This window comes from Bradyrhizobium nanningense (assembly GCF_004114535.1).
Classification (GTDB): Bacteria; Pseudomonadota; Alphaproteobacteria; order Rhizobiales; family Xanthobacteraceae; genus Bradyrhizobium; species Bradyrhizobium nanningense.
Map to the genome: position 1 here is coordinate 225,688 of NZ_LBJC01000005.1, position 16,719 is coordinate 242,406.

General features: G+C 65.1%; 14 protein-coding genes. 5 read left to right on the top strand and 9 right to left on the bottom strand.

Features of this window, described 5'->3' with window-relative positions:
- Window positions 1-22: 22 nt before the first annotated feature.
- From XH84_RS02780 to lptF, 3 genes are all read right to left on the bottom strand, one after another.
- On the bottom strand, window positions 23-2,416 hold the full coding sequence (locus XH84_RS02780) for an LPS-assembly protein LptD (RefSeq protein WP_245471588.1): 2,394 nt from the start codon (window positions 2,414-2,416) through the stop codon (window positions 23-25).
- A 92-nt stretch (window positions 2,417-2,508) separates the two neighbouring features.
- A complete protein-coding gene (lptG, locus tag XH84_RS02785; protein ID WP_128917537.1) occupies window positions 2,509-3,606 on the bottom strand; it encodes an LPS export ABC transporter permease LptG in 1,098 nt (365 codons plus the stop codon).
- On the bottom strand, window positions 3,603-4,772 hold the full coding sequence (gene lptF, locus XH84_RS02790) for an LPS export ABC transporter permease LptF (RefSeq protein WP_128917536.1): 1,170 nt from the start codon (window positions 4,770-4,772) through the stop codon (window positions 3,603-3,605). Before lptF ends, lptG begins: the two co-directional genes overlap by 4 nt.
- A gap of 340 nt (window positions 4,773-5,112) precedes the next feature.
- On the opposite strand from lptF, the gene XH84_RS02795 reads away from it, so the two are divergent.
- The 3 genes from XH84_RS02795 (at window position 5,113) to XH84_RS02805 (ending at window position 7,728) form a co-directional block, all read left to right on the top strand.
- Window positions 5,113-6,612 (top strand): leucyl aminopeptidase, encoded by a 1,500-nt coding sequence (locus XH84_RS02795; RefSeq protein ID WP_128917535.1) that lies wholly within the window; start codon window positions 5,113-5,115, stop codon window positions 6,610-6,612.
- Window positions 6,613-6,618: 6 nt separating this feature from the next.
- A complete protein-coding gene (locus XH84_RS02800) occupies window positions 6,619-7,071 on the top strand; it encodes a DNA polymerase III subunit chi (RefSeq protein ID WP_128917534.1) in 453 nt (150 codons plus the stop codon).
- Window positions 7,072-7,236: 165 nt separating this feature from the next.
- Window positions 7,237-7,728 (top strand): hypothetical protein, encoded by a 492-nt coding sequence (locus XH84_RS02805; protein ID WP_181769673.1) that lies wholly within the window; start codon window positions 7,237-7,239, stop codon window positions 7,726-7,728.
- Between the two features lie 167 nt (window positions 7,729-7,895).
- On the opposite strand, the gene XH84_RS02810 is transcribed toward XH84_RS02805, so the two are convergent.
- The 3 genes from XH84_RS02810 to XH84_RS02815 form a co-directional block, all read right to left on the bottom strand.
- Window positions 7,896-9,758, bottom strand: coding sequence for an ABC-F family ATP-binding cassette domain-containing protein (locus XH84_RS02810; RefSeq protein ID WP_128917532.1), 1,863 nt, complete (start codon window positions 9,756-9,758; stop codon window positions 7,896-7,898).
- Window positions 9,759-9,821: 63 nt separating this feature from the next.
- Window positions 9,822-9,995 (bottom strand): hypothetical protein, encoded by a 174-nt coding sequence (locus XH84_RS39515; RefSeq protein WP_164935992.1) that lies wholly within the window; start codon window positions 9,993-9,995, stop codon window positions 9,822-9,824.
- A gap of 223 nt (window positions 9,996-10,218) precedes the next feature.
- Window positions 10,219-10,470 (bottom strand): hypothetical protein, encoded by a 252-nt coding sequence (locus XH84_RS02815; RefSeq protein ID WP_027576269.1) that lies wholly within the window; start codon window positions 10,468-10,470, stop codon window positions 10,219-10,221.
- Between the two features lie 310 nt (window positions 10,471-10,780).
- Here XH84_RS02815 and ndk point away from each other — a divergent pair, with 310 nt between their 5' ends.
- The gene (ndk, locus tag XH84_RS02820; RefSeq protein ID WP_128917531.1) at window positions 10,781-11,203 is read left to right on the top strand and encodes a nucleoside-diphosphate kinase; all 423 of its coding nucleotides are present in this window, start codon (window positions 10,781-10,783) and stop codon (window positions 11,201-11,203) included.
- Between the two features lie 43 nt (window positions 11,204-11,246).
- Window positions 11,247-12,107, top strand: coding sequence for a TerC family protein (locus XH84_RS02825; RefSeq protein WP_128917530.1), 861 nt, complete (start codon window positions 11,247-11,249; stop codon window positions 12,105-12,107).
- A 6-nt stretch (window positions 12,108-12,113) separates the two neighbouring features.
- Here the strand turns inward: XH84_RS02825 and XH84_RS02830 are convergent, their stop codons facing one another.
- The 3 genes from XH84_RS02830 to XH84_RS02840 are packed head-to-tail and all read right to left on the bottom strand — an operon-like array spanning window position 12,114 to window position 16,531.
- Entirely contained in the window at window positions 12,114-12,425 is a 312-nt protein-coding gene (locus XH84_RS02830) for a DUF3240 family protein (protein WP_128917529.1), read from the bottom strand.
- Entirely contained in the window at window positions 12,422-15,496 is a 3,075-nt protein-coding gene (locus tag XH84_RS02835; RefSeq protein WP_128917528.1) for an efflux RND transporter permease subunit, read from the bottom strand. The genes XH84_RS02830 and XH84_RS02835 overlap by 4 nt, the downstream gene beginning before the upstream one ends.
- Complete coding sequence (locus XH84_RS02840) at window positions 15,497-16,531, bottom strand: efflux RND transporter periplasmic adaptor subunit (protein WP_245471589.1); 1,035 nt, start codon at window positions 16,529-16,531, stop codon at window positions 15,497-15,499.
- Window positions 16,532-16,719 lie beyond the last annotated feature (188 nt).

A 16,719-nucleotide genomic window follows, 5' to 3' on the forward strand; every position in this document is an offset into this window, starting at 1 on the left:
CGCGGCCGGCACTTCAAACCGTTCACTGGAGGCCGGAGGAACTGCTGGTCGTCGACGAGTTCGCCAGCGTGCGCAGGCCGATCTGGAACATGAACGCGTGGCTCAGCACGGGCGGCGTGGTGCCCGCAGAATAACTATACGAAGTTACGTAGTTCGCCGCCAGCACGAAGCAATCGTCGACATAGCCGGCACCGACCACATATTGGTTGATCTTGTTGGCCTCGAGATCCCACCGCGCCGAGCCCGACACCACCCAGTTGTTCGCGATTTTCAGCGATCCCGAGGTCAGGATGCCCTGACGGCGGGTCAGATAGCCGAGCTCCGGCTGCGCTGCGTAACTGCCGTACAGCATGCTGACCGACCAGCGATTGAAGTTGGCGCGGCCCTCCGCCTCGAAGCGTTGCACGTTCCAGGTCTGCTCGTCCATGCGGGAGCGGATGCTGAACGTGTAGGTGCTGTTGGGCGAATAGCTGGCGCTCGCGACGTAATCGGAACGCGGCTTGTCCAGGCCGGAATTGATGCCCGTATTGATGGTGTCCTGGACCGCGAAGGAATTCATGCCGAACAGCTGGTAGGACTGGCCGAACAGCACCTTGACGGCGCCGCCCTTGTCGAATTGCGTGGTGGACTGCACGCCGACATTGGCGCGGCCGCCGCCCTCGACGCGGTCGTAGCCGGAGAACTTGTCGACGCTGAAAAGGTTCGATGCGTCGAACACCATGCTCTGGGCGTCCTCGTTCGGGAGCTTGCCGGCATAGGTCTCGTTCGGCCGGATGATGATCTGCGCGATCGGCTCGACCGTGGTCGATCCCCAGGGCTGAATGTTGATGAAGGGGTAGCGATATTCGAGGCCCACGGTCGGCATCAGGCGGAAAGCCTGGGTGTCGCCGACGGGAAGATAGTTCGACACGCCCGGCTGGTTGGAGACCGAGGAGTTGATCGCGTCGGCGCGGAGGCTCGCGAACGGCGTCCAGATCTGGCCGAGCGGGTCGGTGAAGGACTTGCGCCATTGCGCTTCCGCCGTGAGGCGGGTGTAGGTGCCGGGGAAGCCGCGGAGCAGGCACTGCGAGGGCGTGCGGGCCAGCGGATCGGCCGATGCCGTCGTGCACAGGCTGTTGGTGTTGGCGATCGTCGTGATCGGATCGAACACCGCCTGATCGCGCGACAGGTTCACGAAATTGGTCTTGTAGCTGAACTCGCCGCCGAAGACCGGATAGTTGAGCACGTTGGAATAGTCGATCACCGGATAGACGATCGGCACCTGGCTCTGGTTGCCCGAATAGCTCAGCCAGTACATCGTGCGCGCGTCGAAGAAGCTGCGGTTGCCGACACCGGTCAGATAGAGCTGCGACAGCGCCTCCGTCGGCAGCAGCAGGAACGAGCCGAGCGGATCGCGGTACTGATAGAGGCGGTAGTCCGAGAAGAAATAATAGTCGGACATCAGGACGCCGTCCCAGCCCCAGACCCATTTGTCGTTCAGCGCGAACTGACCCTTGGTGTCGATGGCGCCGCGGAACTGGCGGTCGCCGGGCTGCCCGGCAAACGCGCCGGGATCGAGCTGGTCGATGCCATAGGCGCGGATCTGGTAGGCGCCGTCGATCAGGCGCTGGCGGAACTCGCCCTGCAGCAGCACGCCTTGCCGCGACAAGAAGCGGGGCGTGATGGTCGCGTCCATGTCGGGCGCGATCGCCCAATAATAGGGAACCTCGACGCCATAGCCCGTGTTGGTCGTGCCGGAAATGTAGCCCGGCATCAGGAAGCCGCTCTTGCGCTTCACGGTCGGGTCGGGCGTCGAGAAATAGGGCATGTAGGCGAGCGGCACGCCGAAGAATTCGAGCTGGGCCGTCTCGAAATACAGCATCTTCTCCTGCTGGTCGTGGATGATGCGCGCACCCTTGACCTGCCACAGCGGCGGCTTCTTCGGATCGTCCCGACAGGGCGCGCAGGCCGTGTAGACGCCGTTCTCGAACACCGTGTAATTGCCGCTGGAGCGGTCGGCGCGGCTCGCGGCCATGCGGGTCTGGTCGGCGGTGTCCACGCGCAGCGAATCGACGAAACCGTCGCGGTAATCGTCGGAGAGATCCATGATCTCGGCATAGGTGATCTTGCCGTCGGCATCCGTCATGCGGATGTTGCCTTCGGCATGCAGCCGCTTGGTCTTCTGGTCGTAGATGACCCTGTCGGCCTCGACGCTGGTGCCGTTGTAGAACAGCTGGACATTACCGACCGCGGAGACGCGCGAATTGTTGTAGTCGTAATCGACCTCGGTCGCCTGAACCAGCATCTGGTTGTCGTTGGCGGCCTTCGCCGGCTTCGGACGCGGCGGCAGCGGATTGTAGGTGTATTGGGCGGAGGCCGGCGCCACGGCGGCAACATCGATCAGCGCGCCGAGCGATGCCACGGCAGCGACAGCCATCACGAGCCTGCGAATGGACCAGCCACACCCGTTCGCGCGCATCACAATGCGGCGCGTCAAACGAGACACGGGTCCTCGACGGACGGCAGTCACTAACCGTCCTCCTGGTACAACAAGGCCAAAAAGCCGGTCAGGCCGCCCACCACCACGGGCAACCACGCCGCAGCGATCGGATGCATCAACTCAGCCTTGCTCAAGTCTTCAGTCACTTTCGACAGAACGTAGAGCAGAAAGCCTGCGCCCACGCCACTCAAAACCATCTTTTGCACGCCGCCCATCCGGAAGAAGCGCAACGACACGGAGGCCGCGAGCATCACCATGGCTGCAAGCAAAAACGGCTGTGCCAGAAGCTTCTGATACTGGAGTCGGTATCCGGCTGTCGCGAAGCCCGAGCTTTCGGACGAGCGGATGTAGCTCGGTAGTTGCCAAAAGGACACAGTCTCGGGGGTGGAAAAGCTGTTGCGGACCTGGGCCTCGGTCAGCGTCGTCGGAATCTCCAAGGTGGCCTGGTCGATCGGCGGGGCATCAAGCGAGAAGCGGCGGACGCCCTTGAACAGCCAGCGGCCGGACTCGAGCGTCGCCTCGCGCGCCTCGACCCGTTCCTTGAAGTGCTGGTCAGGGTCGAACCGGAATAGCGTGAGCCCGGTGAGCCGGACGCCCTGCTGCTCGCTGCGCGCCGCATTGATGATCGTCTGGCCGTCGTTGGTCACCTGATTGAGCCAGAAGCCGGAGGCGTCCTGGATGCCGCCGCCGGGCGCCGAGCCGAACAGCTCGGCCTCCATGCGCTTGGAGGCTTCGCGTAAGTTGGCGGACATCGGATTGTAGGCGGCGGTGGCGATCACCCCGATCAGCAGCGCGCTGCCGAGCGCCGGCGAGATGAACTGCCATGCGGAGACGCCGGCGGCGCGCGCAACCACGAGCTCGAGCCGGCGCGAGAGCGCGAGATAGCAGGTCATGGCGCCGATCAGCATGCAGAACGGCGTCAGCTTCTCCAGAAGCTGCGGCACCCGGAACAGCGAGGTCTCGGCCACCATGAGCGCCGAGGCGGAGGCCAACCCCGAGGTCTTGCGCACCATCTCGATGTAGTCGACCAGCACCAGCAGCAGGAAAATGCCCGCGAACACGCCGAGCGCCGCGATCACGAAGCGGCCGGCGAAATAGCGCCCGAGTGTGTTGGTGAGCATGCTCATGCGGTGGCCGGACGTCCGAACAGCCGCGCGATGCGCGCGTTCGACCTGTTGATGGCTTCCATCAGGCCGGGGGGCGGTTCGACCACGACGCCGCCGACGATCATCCACAGCCCGATGCCGATGGAGCCGAGAACCATCGCGTATTGCACCAGCACCGGGGCCGGCGATTTCACCGCCATCACCGAGCACGCGAAGCCGGCCATGCGCAGGCCGAACACCGCGAGCACCGAGCCGCCGATCGAGAAGTTGCGGCTCTGACGGGTGGTGCGCGGCGCGCCGAGGAAGGCAAAGGTCAGCACGGCAAAGGCGAAGGGATAGATCGGCGCGAGCAGGCTGTCATGCAGGGCCGAGCGGAACTGCCCGGGGATCTGCTTGTAGACGGGGTCGTCCTCGGACGGCGAGAACAGCTCCCAGAGATAACGTTCGCGGATGCCCAGGGTGACGTCGCGGCCCTGGTTGGAGAATTTCGACATGTCGAAGCCGTAGCGGCCGAAGGCCACCAGCGCCGGATCGCGCTTGCCCGCCTCGAAGCGCTGGAGATTGCCTGTCTCCAGCACCAGGAACGAGCCGGTGTCGTTCTTCACGACCTCGCCGTGTTCGGCGACGATCGAGACGCGCTCGTTCGGATCGCGGCGGTCGTCGATGAAGATGCCGGCAAGAATGCCGCCGGGCTGGCGTTCGCGAATCCGGATCGTGAGGTTCTTGTCGAGCTGGGCGAAGCGGCCGGGCTGCAGGATGTTGGTGAGCACGTCCGCGGTGATCTCCGCGTCCCATTGCTTGATCCGCCGCATGCCGTCAGGGGCGAGATAGGCCGCGATGAAGGCAACCAGCAGCGCCACCACGCAGGTGGCGTAGAAGAACGGATAGAACAGCCGGAACGGCGAGAAGCCGGCGGCATTCATCACGATGATCTCGGAATCGGTCGCGAGCTTGTTCAGTGTGTGCGAGATCGCGATCATCAGCGCGATCGGCGAGATGATCAGGACCAGGGCGGGGATGACGAGGCTGGTGATGCCGAGGAAGGTGAGGATGGTCTGACCCTGGCTCGTCATCAGGTCGATGCCGCGCAACGCCTGCGTAATCCAGATCACGCCGGTGAGGCTGACCAGGACCAGCGCAAACGACGCCAGCGTCGTGCGGAAGATATACCTATCGATCGACCCCATGCGCTACCGCACGAATCCCACCAAGTCCCCAATGTCGGCCGGAATTCCGCTTGTCCAACCAATCCCCGATCAGGGGATCCCCAAGGTTGGCCAGCAGGCTCTTCCGCCAGCGTACTCTCTCACTACCATCCCTTTGATCCGTCAACAAAATGGCTGCCCCGTGGCACCCTCAATATATGGTTAATATTTCGCTGGTTGTGGCCGTGAGGCCACGGGGGTGCTTGGCATCTGCCGGGCCGCTGGCCCATAGTGCACAACGTTCAGTGAATCGTCGTTCAGCCCGGCCCGTGGCCGGGGTCGTCCCACCGGAAAGAAGCCCCACGTTTTGAAGGAGTTACCCATGTCCGATGCCATCAAGGTCGGCTTCGTCCCCCTGTCTGCCGCCGCCCGTGGTATCTTGGTCGTGTTCTGTGACGACAGCCTGAAAGTCGGTCCCGCAACGGCCAAGGCGCTGGGCGGCGCCATCGACCTCGTGAAGCGCGCGGCCGCCGCTGCCGCCTTCAAAGGTAAGAGCGGGGCCGCGCTGGACATCCTGGCGCCGGAAGGGGTGAAGGCCACCCGCCTGCTCGTGATCGGCGCCGGCAAGGCAACCGGCCTGAAGGCGAACGATTTCCTCAAATTCGGCGGTGTGGCGGCGAGCAAGCTTCCCGCCGGGACTGCCGCCATGACCATCATGGCGGAGCTGCCCGATGGCGCGATGGGAAGCGAGCAGGCGGTTGCGATCGCCTCCGGCCTGCGCCTGCGCGCCTACAAGTTCGACCGTTACAAGACGAAGAAGAAGGACGGCGAGGAGGGCGGCTCGCGGGCCGACATCTCGCTTGCGGTCGGCGATGCCGCTGCCGCGAAGAAGGCGTTTGTCGCGGCCGACCATGTCGTCGACGGCGTGATCATCGCGCGCGACCTCGTCAACGAGCCGCCGAACGTGCTCTTCCCGGAGGAGTTCGCGCGCCGAGCCAGTCAGCTCCGCAAGCTCGGCGTCAAGGTCGAGGTGCTCGACGTCAAGGCGATGCAGAAGCTCGGCATGGGCGCGCTGCTCGGTGTCGGTCAGGGCTCGGCGCGGCCGAGCCGCATGGTGGTCATGCGCTGGGACGGCGGCAAGAAGGGCGAGGCGCCGGTCGGCTTCATCGGCAAGGGCGTCTGCTTCGACACCGGCGGCATCTCGATCAAGCCGGCCGGCAGCATGGAGGACATGAAGGGCGACATGGGCGGCGCGGCCTGCGTCGTCGGCCTGATGCACGCGCTGGCGGCGCGGAAAGCCAAGGCCAATGTGGTCGGCGCCATCGGCCTCGTCGAGAACATGCCCGACGGCAATGCGCAGCGGCCGGGCGACATCGTCACCTCGATGTCGGGCCAGACCATCGAGATCATCAACACCGACGCGGAAGGCCGCCTCGTGCTGGCCGACGTGCTCTGGTATGTCGCCAAGAAGGTGAAGCCGAAATTCATGGTGGATCTGGCGACGCTGACCGGCGCGATCGTGGTCGCGCTCGGTACCGAGCATGCCGGCATGTTCTCCAACAATGACGAGCTGGCCGAACGCCTGCTGACGGCCGGCATCGAGTGCGGGGAAAAGGTCTGGCGCATGCCGCTCGGTCCCGAATACGACAAGCTGATCGATTCCCAGTTCGCCGACATGAAGAACACCGGCGGCCGTCATGGCGGCTCGATCACCGCCGCGCAGTTCCTGCAGCGCTTCATCGACGGGGTGCCCTGGGCCCATCTCGACATCGCCGGCACCGCCATGGGCGCGCCGAAGACCGACGTCAACCAGAGCTGGGGCAGCGGCTATGGTGTCCGTCTGCTCGACCGTCTGGTCGCCGATCATTACGAGCGCAAATGACCCGAAATGACTGAAGTCCTGTTCTATCATCTGCAAAACATGACGGTGGAGAACGTGTTGCCGCCGCTTCTCGAGAAATCGCTCGAGCGCGGCTGGCGCGTCGTGGTGCAGTCAACCTCGGAAGAGCGCGCCGATGCGCTCGACGCGCATTTGTGGACCTATCGCGACGATTCCTTCCTGCCGCACGCGACATGGCACGTGAACGACGCCGCCGATCAGCCGATCGTACTGGCGATCGAGGAGGGCAATCCCAACGGCGCCCATGTCCGCTTCCTGGTCGACAATGCCGCCCTCCCAGAGGACGCGCAGGGCTATGCGCGCATGGTGCTGCTGTTCAACGGCGACGATCCGGATGCGCTCGCGCTCGCCCGCAGCGCCTGGACCGATTGCAAGGCGCGGGGATTTGATGTCACCTATTGGCAGGCCGACGAGCGGGGCCGGTGGCAGCGTCGGAACTAGCGTCCTTCGCAATTAATGATAATTTGCACTTTTCGGGCGATGCTGGCTTTGGTCACCTTCGTGCCGCAAAGTGATGTTGGGACAATCGCTTAGGGCTGGTCCTTCACGCGGGGAATTTGGTTTATCGTGCGACATCAAAAGCTTCCCAGGTCGCTCATCGTTGCGTTGGCTGCAATAGCACCGCTGGTCGCGGGCTGTTCGAGCGGGGCCGATCTGTTGTCGAAGGACGCGGAATGGTTCCAGAAGCCGGGCCGTCTCTTCATCAAGAACATCTCGATCGAGTCGCCGCCGCTGACCCCCGACAAGCCGGTGGGAGCTGAGGATCTCGTCAGCGCCGATGGCGCCTGTCCCGGCATGGCGCCGCCGCCCGGTCCGGCCGATGCCAACGCCTCGACGACGGCGCCGGCCCCGGTGGGCGGCACGGTCGCGCTCGGCCATACCGAATGCGATGTGGTGCGCGGCATCGGCGCGCCGTCGAATGTCAATCTCTCCAACGATGCCGCCGGCCGCCGCGTCGCTGTCGTGACCTGGACGACCGGCCCGCGCGCGGGCATCTATACGTTCACGTCGGGCCGCCTGTCTTCGATCGAAGGCAATCCGGAGCCGCAACCGGTGCCGAAGGCGGTGAAGCCGAAGCCGAAGAAGAAGCAGGCGTAAGGCATACCCGCCGCTATCGGCGTAGACGTGCCCCGGACGCTGCGCCGCGCGTGAGCGATGCGCAGTCGAGCTGGGTCCCAGGAGGCGCGTGCACGCTGAAGCGTGGGTCCCGGCTCAGCGTCGCGTCATTTCATGCCGCGCGGCGTCCGGGACACGAGCGAGATCATTTACCCCGCCGCCTCGTCAAACTGCGTGCTCGCCTCGAGCCACTGCTCCTCCGCCCGCGCCAGCGCATCGGCCGCATTGGCGCGTGCCTTCGACAGCTGTGCGGCCTGCTTGGGATCGCGCGTAAAGATGTCGGGCAAGGCCAGCGCCGTGTCGATCTTGGTGATGATCTCGCTGACGCGGGCGATCTCGGCTTCGGCCTCCGCGATGCGCTTCTTCAGCGAGCCGCGATTGTCCGACCTTGCGCGCTGCGGCTTTTCAGCTGGCGCACTGCGCTCGCGCGGGGGGCCTTCCGCGTTGCGCGTGGATAGGACCAGGCGGCGATATTCGTCGAGATCGCCGTCGTAATTGGTCACGGTGCGGTCGGCGACGATCCAGAGCCGATCGGCGCAGGCCTCGATCAGATAGCGGTCGTGCGAGACCATGATCACCGCGCCGGGGAATTCGTTGATGGCTTCGGCCAAAGCGCCGCGGCTGTCGATGTCGAGATGGTTGGTCGGCTCGTCCAGGATGATCATGTTGGGGCCGAAGAAGGTTGCAAGGCCCAACAGCAGCCGTGCCTTCTCGCCGCCGGACAATTTGCCGGCCTTGGTGTCGGCCGCCTTGCCGGAGAAGCCGATCGCGCCGGCGCGGGCGCGCACTTTCGCTTCCGGCGCGTCGCCCATCAGTTTGCGGACGTGGTCGTAGGCGGAGGCGTCCTCGTTGAGCTCGTCGAGCTGATGCTGCGCGAAATAGGCGATCGACAGCTTGTCGGCGCGCGTCACCTTGCCGGAGAACGGCGCGAGTCGTCCGGCGAGCAGCTTGACGAGTGTCGACTTGCCGTTGCCGTTCGCACCCAGCAGCGCAATGCGGTCGTCATTGTCGATGCGTAAGGTGACGCGATTGAGCACGGGCGCCGCGGGATCGTAGCCGACCGAGGCGTTGTCGACCGCGATGATCGGCGGCGACAGGATTTTTTCCGGGGCAGGAAAGCTGATCTCGCGCACGTCCTCGGTGACCAGCGCCGTGATTGGCTTCAGCCGCTCCAGCATCTTGACGCGAGACTGTGCCTGGCGGGCCTTGGAGGCCTTGGCCTTGAAGCGGTCGACGAAGGCCTGCAGGCGCGCGCGTTCGGCTTCCTGGCGCTTGACAGCCTTGGCATCGAGCAGCTCGCGCGCGGCGCGCTGCTCCTCGAACGAGGAATAGGTCCCCTTGTAGAGCGTGAGCCTGCCGCGCTCCAGATGCAGGATCTGGTCGACCGAACTCTCCAGCAAGTCGCGGTCGTGGCTGATCACGATCACCGTGCGCGGATAATGCGCAAGGTGATCCTCCAGCCACAGCGTGCCCTCGAGGTCGAGATAGTTGGTGGGCTCGTCGAGCAGCAACAGGTCGGGCGCCGCGAACAGGGTGGCCGCGAGCGCGACGCGCATGCGCCAGCCGCCGGAGAATTCGGCGCAGGGGCGGAGTTGATCGGCGGCGGAGAAGCCGAGGCCGGAGAGAATCGCGGCGGCACGGCTCGGCGCCGAATGCGCGTCGATGTCGACGAGCCGGGTCTGGATCTCCGCGATCCGGTGCGGATCGGTTGCGCTCTCGGCTTCAGTGAGCAGCGCGTCGCGTTCGAGATCGGCCTTGAGCACGACGGAGATCAGGCTTTCGGGTCCGTTCGGGGCTTCCTGGGCCAGGCTGCCGATGCGCCAGCGCGGCGGCAGGGTCACCGAGCCGTGCTCGGCGGCGAGTTCCCCGCGGATCACCTTGAACAGCGTCGACTTGCCGGTGCCGTTGCGTCCGACCAGACCGACGCGCGATCCGGGCGTGATCTGCACGGAACTCTGGTCAATCAAAAGGCGTCCGGCAAGGCGGATGGAGAGGTCGGTAATGGACAGCATGCGGCCTTGTCACCGCAGGCGGGGGCAAACGCAACTCGTTTCTGCAACTGCTTGGCCCGCGCCCTAGTGCGGTTCGCGGTCGCGCCGCTCCAGCTCGTTGAGCAGCTGCTCGAGATGTGTCGGGAGCCGGGTCTCGGGACGCAGGCTCTGCCGCAGCCGCTCGCCCACGGCATCGCAAATCGATCGGCTGGTGCGCCGGTCGATCTGCTCGCTGTCATTGGCAAAAGGCCCAGCCATCACATGGTTCCGTGTTCTCAAAGTAAAGACATGGTATCAAGTCATTGACCCCCAAAATGGTTTCGCCGCTCCCTGGGGATCACTGCCATTCTCGTTGAAATTGCATGAACCGCGCCATATCCGTCAAAAATGAAGCCCCGGCGGGGGGATCGCCGGGGCTCCTCTTGGAGGGTACCTGTGGGGGGCGCAGATACCCTTAGGTGTTGGAAAGGTGCTGACGGGCTCAGTAGCAGCGGTTGATCAGCCGCCAGCGGGGTCCCCAGGGGGTCGGGACCAGCCGGCGCACATAGCAGCCGCCATAGCCATAAGAGACGGGGGCATAGAAGCGCGGGCCACCCCAGCCATAGCCGTGGTGCCAGCCGCCGCCGTGCCAGCCCCAGCCGCCGCCATGCCAGTGCGCGGAGGCCGAGGTCGGCGCCAGCGCGGCACCGAGCGCAACCGCGGCGACAGCGGCAAGCGAAAGTTTCCTCAACATGGTGATCTCCTCAAAACTGCCGGCGCGGGCTGATCCGCGTCGATGGAAGGGCCGCCGAAACGGTCCGCCTGATGATCAGGCTTTGGTTTCGATGGAAGGAGCTTAAGCCGCGAGGCCGAACCAAAGCCTGAATGACGCCTTCAGATTGGGTTCATCTGGGTGAAATTGTCGTAACCATGGTGACATCGTCGGGCCCGGTCCTGCGGCGAAGCGCCTGTGGCGTCATCCCGGCGTCGCTTGCCGTCCGGCAAAGGCGCCGATATAAGCCCCGCAACTCCCAACCACCGCTTTTCTTCCCAAGGACAAGATCATGGCCATCGAACGCACTTTCTCGATCATCAAGCCCGACGCGACCGCGCGTAACCTGACCGGCGCCGTCAACGCCGTGATCGAAAAGGCGGGCCTGCGCATCGTCGCGCAGAAGCGCATCCGCATGACCAAGGAGCAGGCCGAGACCTTCTATGCCGTCCACAAGGCGCGGCCGTTCTTCGGCGAGCTCGTCGAGTTCATGACCTCGGGTCCGGTCGTTGTCCAGGTGCTGGAAGCCGAGAACGCCGTCGCCCAATATCGTGACGTGATGGGCGCGACCGATCCGTCCAAGGCCGCCGACGGCACCATCCGCAAGCTCTACGCGAAGTCGATCGGCGAGAATTCCGCCCACGGCTCGGATGCCCCGGAGACCGCCGCGATCGAGATCGCGCAATTCTTCTCGGGCAACGAGATCGTCGGCTGATAATCAGCCGTTAAGTTAAGACGACGGGGCGAAAGGACGTATTGTGAACTGGCTCGGGCAGATCTTCGATCCCGCCACGATCGGGGCATTCTTCACCCAGTTTCGCAACGAGATGGCCGAACCGACCTTCTGGATCGCAGTCGGCAAGATCATCTGGATCAACATCCTTTTGTCCGGCGACAACGCGCTGGTGATCGCGCTCGCTTGCCGCGGCCTCAAGCCGCGGCATCGGCTGTGGGGCATGATTTTCGGCGCCGGCGCCGCAGTGGTGCTACGGATCATCTTCACCGGCATCGTCGCCAGCCTGATGGCACTGCCGTATCTCAAGCTGGTCGGCGGTCTTGCGCTGATCGTGATCGCGGCCAAGCTCCTGGTGCCGGAAAACGAGGACGAGGACGACGTCGAGTCCGCCTCGCATCTGTGGCAGGCCGTGCAGATCGTCGTGGTCGCCGACATCGTCATGAGTCTCGACAACGTCATTGCGGTGGCCGCCGCGGCCAATGGCAGCGTGCCGCTCTTGATCCTCGGCCTTGCCATCAGCGTGCCGCTGATCGTCGCCGGCGCGGCGCTGATCATGGCGCTGCTCGAAAAGCTGCCGGTGCTGGTCTGGGCCGGTGCGGCGCTGCTCGGCTGGATCGCGGGCGAGGTGATCGCGACCGATCCCGGCGTCGCGCCTAAGCTGCACACGCTGTTCAACGGTCCCCTCGGTACCTCGCTCGACACCATGCTCGGTGCCCTGCACATCCCGCCGCAATTCGGCCATGGCGGCGCCGGCGCCGAATATTTCTGCGCCGCGCTCGGCGTCGTCGTCGTGCTGGTGGCCGGCACCATCTGGCGCCGGCGCAGCCTGACCGCCGCTGCACTGGAATCGTCCGAGCGGCACGCCCGGGCGTCGGCAGAGTAGGCCGGCTCAGTCGATCGCGCCGCGTTCCGTCACGGGTATCGTCCAGTAGACGAGCTTGGTTCCAGCGAACGAAACCCGCAGACGGTCGAGCAGCCGGCTGGCATCGGTCCCTGATAGCACCACTTGAACGATGGTCTGATCGGCATGGCCCTTCACGCGTTCGGCGGCCGTCAGCAATCGGACTTCGGTGCCGTGACCTGAGCCCTGTGCGGCCGTGAATCCTGAAACCAGGTCGCTCTGCTCAGTGAGATAGTCGAACACCTCGTCGCGGAGCCGATGCGGCACGATCAGCGTGAGACAGACGGGCTGGTCGATCATTTCGCCACCTTCGACGTCCCGCCATAGCGGCGATACAGGATCGGCAGGAGAATCAGGGTGAGCAGGGTGGAGGACAGCAATCCTCCGATCACGACGATAGCGAGCGGCCGCTGCACTTCGGATCCGGGGCCGGATGCGAACAGCAGCGGGATCAGGCCCAGCGCCGTGATGCTCGCGGTCATCAGCACCGGCCGAAGCCTGCGCATGGCGCCTTCGATGACGATGCGATCCTCGGCAAGGCCGTGGGCGCGGAGCTGGTTGAAGTAGGAGACCAGGACGACGCCGTTGAGGACGGCGATGCCGAGCAGCGCGATGAATCCGACCGAGGCCGGCACCGACAGATACTCACCCGTCACCACCAGGGCGAAGACGCCGCCGATCAGGGCAAACGGAATGTTGACGAGCACCAGCAAGGCCTGGCGGATGGCCCCGAACGTTGTGAACAGCAGCACGAAGATCAGGCCGATCGCGACGGGGACCACGACGGACAGGCGCGCGGCGGCGCGTTGCTGGTTCTCGAACTGTCCGCCCCAGGTCAGCCGGTAGCCGTTCGGAAGCGGGAGTTCGCTCGCCACCTTCTGGCGCGCCGCTTCGACGAAGCCGACCATGTCGCGGCCGCGGATGTTGGCGCGCACCACGCTCATACGGGCGCCGTCCTCGCGGTCGATCTTCACCGGGCCGTCGACGCGCTGGATGCGGGCGACCTGCGACAGTGCGACATGCTGTCCGGACGCCAGCGTCAGCGGCAGGCTCGCCAGCAGCGTCGGCGCTTCCCGCGTCGTCTCGCTACCCCGGACCAGGATCGGCGTGCGGCGTCCTTCCTCGAGCGCGGTGCCGATGGTCCGGCCCTCGATCTGGGTCCGCAGCGAATTGACGATGGAATCCACGGTCAGGCCGAGGCGGCCGGCCTCCATGCGATTGACCGCGACCGTGTAATATTGAGCGCCTTCGTTCAGCGTGGTGTAGACGTCCTCGGCGCCGTCGATGCCGGAGAGGATCGCCGACAGCTTCGCCGCGGTCTCATTGAGCTTCGCGATGTCGGGGCCGAAGATCTTGACGGCGACGTCGCCGCGCACGCCGCTGATCATCTCCTGCACGCGCATGTCGATGGGCTGGGTGAAGCTGAGCGAGATGCCGGGAAAGCCGGTCAGGACCTCGCGGAGCTTCTGCAGCAAGGCCTCGCGATTGTCGGTCGCGCGCTCGGCGGCCGGCTTGAGCACGAGGAACGTGTCGGTCTGGTTGGGCCCCATGGGGTCGAGGCCGAGCTCGTCCGACCCGGTTCGGGCGACGATGCCGGCAATATCAGGCACGGCCAGCAGCGCGGTCTGGAGCCTGGCATTGATGGCAAGCGACTCGTCGAGGTTGACCGACGGCAGCGTCTCCACGCTGACGATGACGTCGCCTTCGTCCATCGTCGGCATGAAGGTCTTGCCGAGCTTGGTGTAGGCGAAGCCCGCCGCGACAAGGCCGATCAGCGCCGCGGCCATCACCTTGCGTTCGTTGTTCAAGGCCCAATCCAATGCCGGCGCGTAGACCCGTTGGGCCGCACGCACCAGCACGGGATCGCGATGCGAGGCGGACTTGAGCACGAAGGACGTCGCGACCGGAATCACCGTGAGCGCCAGCAGCAGCGAACCGGCCAGTGCGAAGATGATGGCCAGCGCGACGGGGATGAACAGCTTGCCCTCCAACCCCTGCAGCGTCAGCAGGGGGACGAACACGATGATGATGATGAGCACGCCCGAGGCGACAGGCTCCAGCACTTCGCAAACCGAACGGTAAACCAAGTGGATCAGCGGGAGACCCTTGCCCGGCTCGTGCTTGCCGAGGTTGCCGACGATGTTCTCGACCACGACCACCAGGGCGTCGATCAGCATGCCGATTGCGATCGCAAGGCCGCCGAGGCTCATCAGGTTGGCCGACATTCCCACCAGGCGCATGACGATCAATGCGATCACGATGGCGAGCGGCAGGCTGAGCGCGATCACCAGCGAGGCCCGCCAATTGCCGAGGAAAAGCAGCAGAAGAACGATGACGAGGATCGTGGCCTCGGCGAGCGCCCGCACCACGGTGCCGACGGCGCGGTTGACCAGGCGGCTGCGGTCATAGAACACGTTGATCGAAACGCTCTTGGGCAGTGAGCTCTGTAGCTCGACCAGCCGGGCTCGCACGTCGCGAATGAGCTGGCCCGCATTGGCGCCGCGCAAGCCGAGGACTAACCCCTCGACGGTTTCGCCGCGGCCGTCCGCCGTGACGGCGCCATAGCGCGTGAGCGTCCCGACTTTGACGGTTGCGACGTCGTTGACCAGGATCGGCACGCCATCGCGGGTGTCGACGACGATGGCTTTGATGTCCTCGATCGAACGAATGCTGCCTTCGATCCGAACCAGAGCGCTGTCCTCGCCCTGGTTGACCCGCCCGGCGCCGTCGTTGCGGCTGTTGGCTTCGATGGCCCGGCGAAACAGGTCGTAGGAAATGCCGCGCGCGGCAAGCGCATCGTTGCGCGGCACGATCTCGAAGGCGCGGACATAGCCGCCGAGCGCATTGACGTCCGCAACGCCGGGAACCGTCCGCAGCGCGGGGCGGATCACCCAATCGAGCAGGGTCCGGCGCTCGGCGAGCGAAAGCTCGGGACTGTCGATCGTGAACATGAACATCTCGCCGAGGGGGCTTGTGATCGGCGCCAGGCCGCCGCTCACACCTTCCGGGAAATCGCGCGAGATGTTCGACAGGCGCTCCGAGACCTGGTTGCGCGCCCAGTAGATGTCGGTGCCGTCCTCGAAATCGACGGTGATGTCGGCCAGCGCATATTTCGTGGCCGAACGAAGAACCTTCTTGTTCGGCAATCCGAGCAGCTCGAGCTCGACCGGGACGGTAATGCGCTGCTCGACCTCTTCGGGGGTGAGGCCCGGCGCCTTCATAATGATCTTCACCTGAACCGGCGAAACGTCGGGAAAGGCGTCGATCGGCAGGCCGGGCAGGAGGACGGCGCCGGCGCCGATCACCAGCAGCACGCCCAGCATGACGAACAGTCGCTGCGACAATGCGAACGCAACCAGCCGGCGAAGCATCTACTGCCCCAGTCCCGAGAGAATGCCGCGAAGCGCCGAGATGCCGCCGATCGCGATCGCGTCCTGGTCCGTGATCGGGCCTGACACGACGACATGATCCTGATCTTCCGCAAGCAGCTTCACCGGAACCAGGCGGAAGCCGCCGTCGAAGGCGACGAAGACCGAGGTCTGCTCGCCCCGTCGGATCAGCCCGCTATAGGGAATCTCAAAGGCGCTTTCGCCGGCGGAGAGAAAGCCGATGCGGGCAGCTGTGGTCTGACCGGGATGCAGCTCGCCGTCGTTGGGGACTTCCGCGCGAACCAGAATGGTCTGGGTGGCGGGGTCGATGGTCTCTGAGACCAGCACGACCTTGCCGGGGGTGGCATAACCCTCGACCTCGACTTTCGCGCCGGTGCGGATTGCTCGAATGTTGGCGGCAGGCACCGCGATTTCGGCCCAAAGCGGCGAGAGCCGCGCCAGCTTGACGAGCGGCGCGGATTGTTCGAGCCGCTGCCCCGGCGACACCGCGACCTCGACCACGGACGCGGTTTGCGGCGCATTGACCGTGAGCGTGCCGCTGATCGCCGCTTCCTGGGTCAGCCGGGAAATGGCCTCGTCGGACATCCCGCTCAGACGCAGCATCTGACGTCGTTCGGCGACGACGAGCGCGGCCTGGCGCGCTTCAGCCTGGCTGGCCTCCAGCACGCGCTGCGGCACGGCCTTACCCTCGAACAGGTCGACGTTGCGATTGAGCTGCTGGTTGGCGAGGCGCTCCTGTGCGATCGCGTGCAAATAATCGCGCTGCTGGGAAACGAAGCTCGGACTCTCCAGGGTGACCAGCGGCTGGCCGGCCGTGACGCGATCACCGCGCCCGACCAGCAGATTGGCGACCATGCCGGCCACCGGTGCGCTGACGACCCACAATTGCTGCGTGGGGATCACGATCTGGACGGGGTAGGGCAACGTCAGATCGGTCCGGCTCGCGACCGGATGGGTCACGCGGACGCCGAGATTGCGCGCCTGCGCATCGCTCAGCTTCACTTCGTCTTGCGCCATCGATACCGAAGGCAGCAAGCTCAATGCAATGACGAAGAGTGTACGAACGAGCACGCCTCCAGAAGAGGTGAGAAGGAGAGTTCCGCGACGGACTCGCATGAGGAATGATCCACGCCCACGGGTGAGCGAAGTGCCGCTCGATTGCAGGTTTCGATTACTCCACCGGCGCATTGGTGGGTTGATTTGCC

Coding starts and splice junctions, on each gene's coding strand:
- lptF (WP_128917536.1), bottom strand. CDS start 4,772: ATGGGGTCGATCGATAGGTATATCTTCCGCACGACGCTGGCGTCGTTT.
- XH84_RS02780 (WP_245471588.1), bottom strand. CDS start 2,416: ATGGCTGTCGCTGCCGTGGCATCGCTCGGCGCGCTGATCGATGTTGCC.
- XH84_RS39515 (WP_164935992.1), bottom strand. CDS start 9,995: ATGGCTGGGCCTTTTGCCAATGACAGCGAGCAGATCGACCGGCGCACC.
- XH84_RS02840 (WP_245471589.1), bottom strand. CDS start 16,531: ATGGCGCAAGACGAAGTGAAGCTGAGCGATGCGCAGGCGCGCAATCTC.
- XH84_RS02795 (WP_128917535.1), top strand. CDS start 5,113: ATGTCCGATGCCATCAAGGTCGGCTTCGTCCCCCTGTCTGCCGCCGCC.
- XH84_RS02810 (WP_128917532.1), bottom strand. CDS start 9,758: ATGCTGTCCATTACCGACCTCTCCATCCGCCTTGCCGGACGCCTTTTG.
- XH84_RS02815 (WP_027576269.1), bottom strand. CDS start 10,470: ATGTTGAGGAAACTTTCGCTTGCCGCTGTCGCCGCGGTTGCGCTCGGT.
- XH84_RS02835 (WP_128917528.1), bottom strand. CDS start 15,496: ATGCTTCGCCGGCTGGTTGCGTTCGCATTGTCGCAGCGACTGTTCGTC.
- lptG (WP_128917537.1), bottom strand. CDS start 3,606: ATGAGCATGCTCACCAACACACTCGGGCGCTATTTCGCCGGCCGCTTC.
- XH84_RS02800 (WP_128917534.1), top strand. CDS start 6,619: ATGACTGAAGTCCTGTTCTATCATCTGCAAAACATGACGGTGGAGAAC.
- XH84_RS02830 (WP_128917529.1), bottom strand. CDS start 12,425: ATGATCGACCAGCCCGTCTGTCTCACGCTGATCGTGCCGCATCGGCTC.
- ndk (WP_128917531.1), top strand. CDS start 10,781: ATGGCCATCGAACGCACTTTCTCGATCATCAAGCCCGACGCGACCGCG.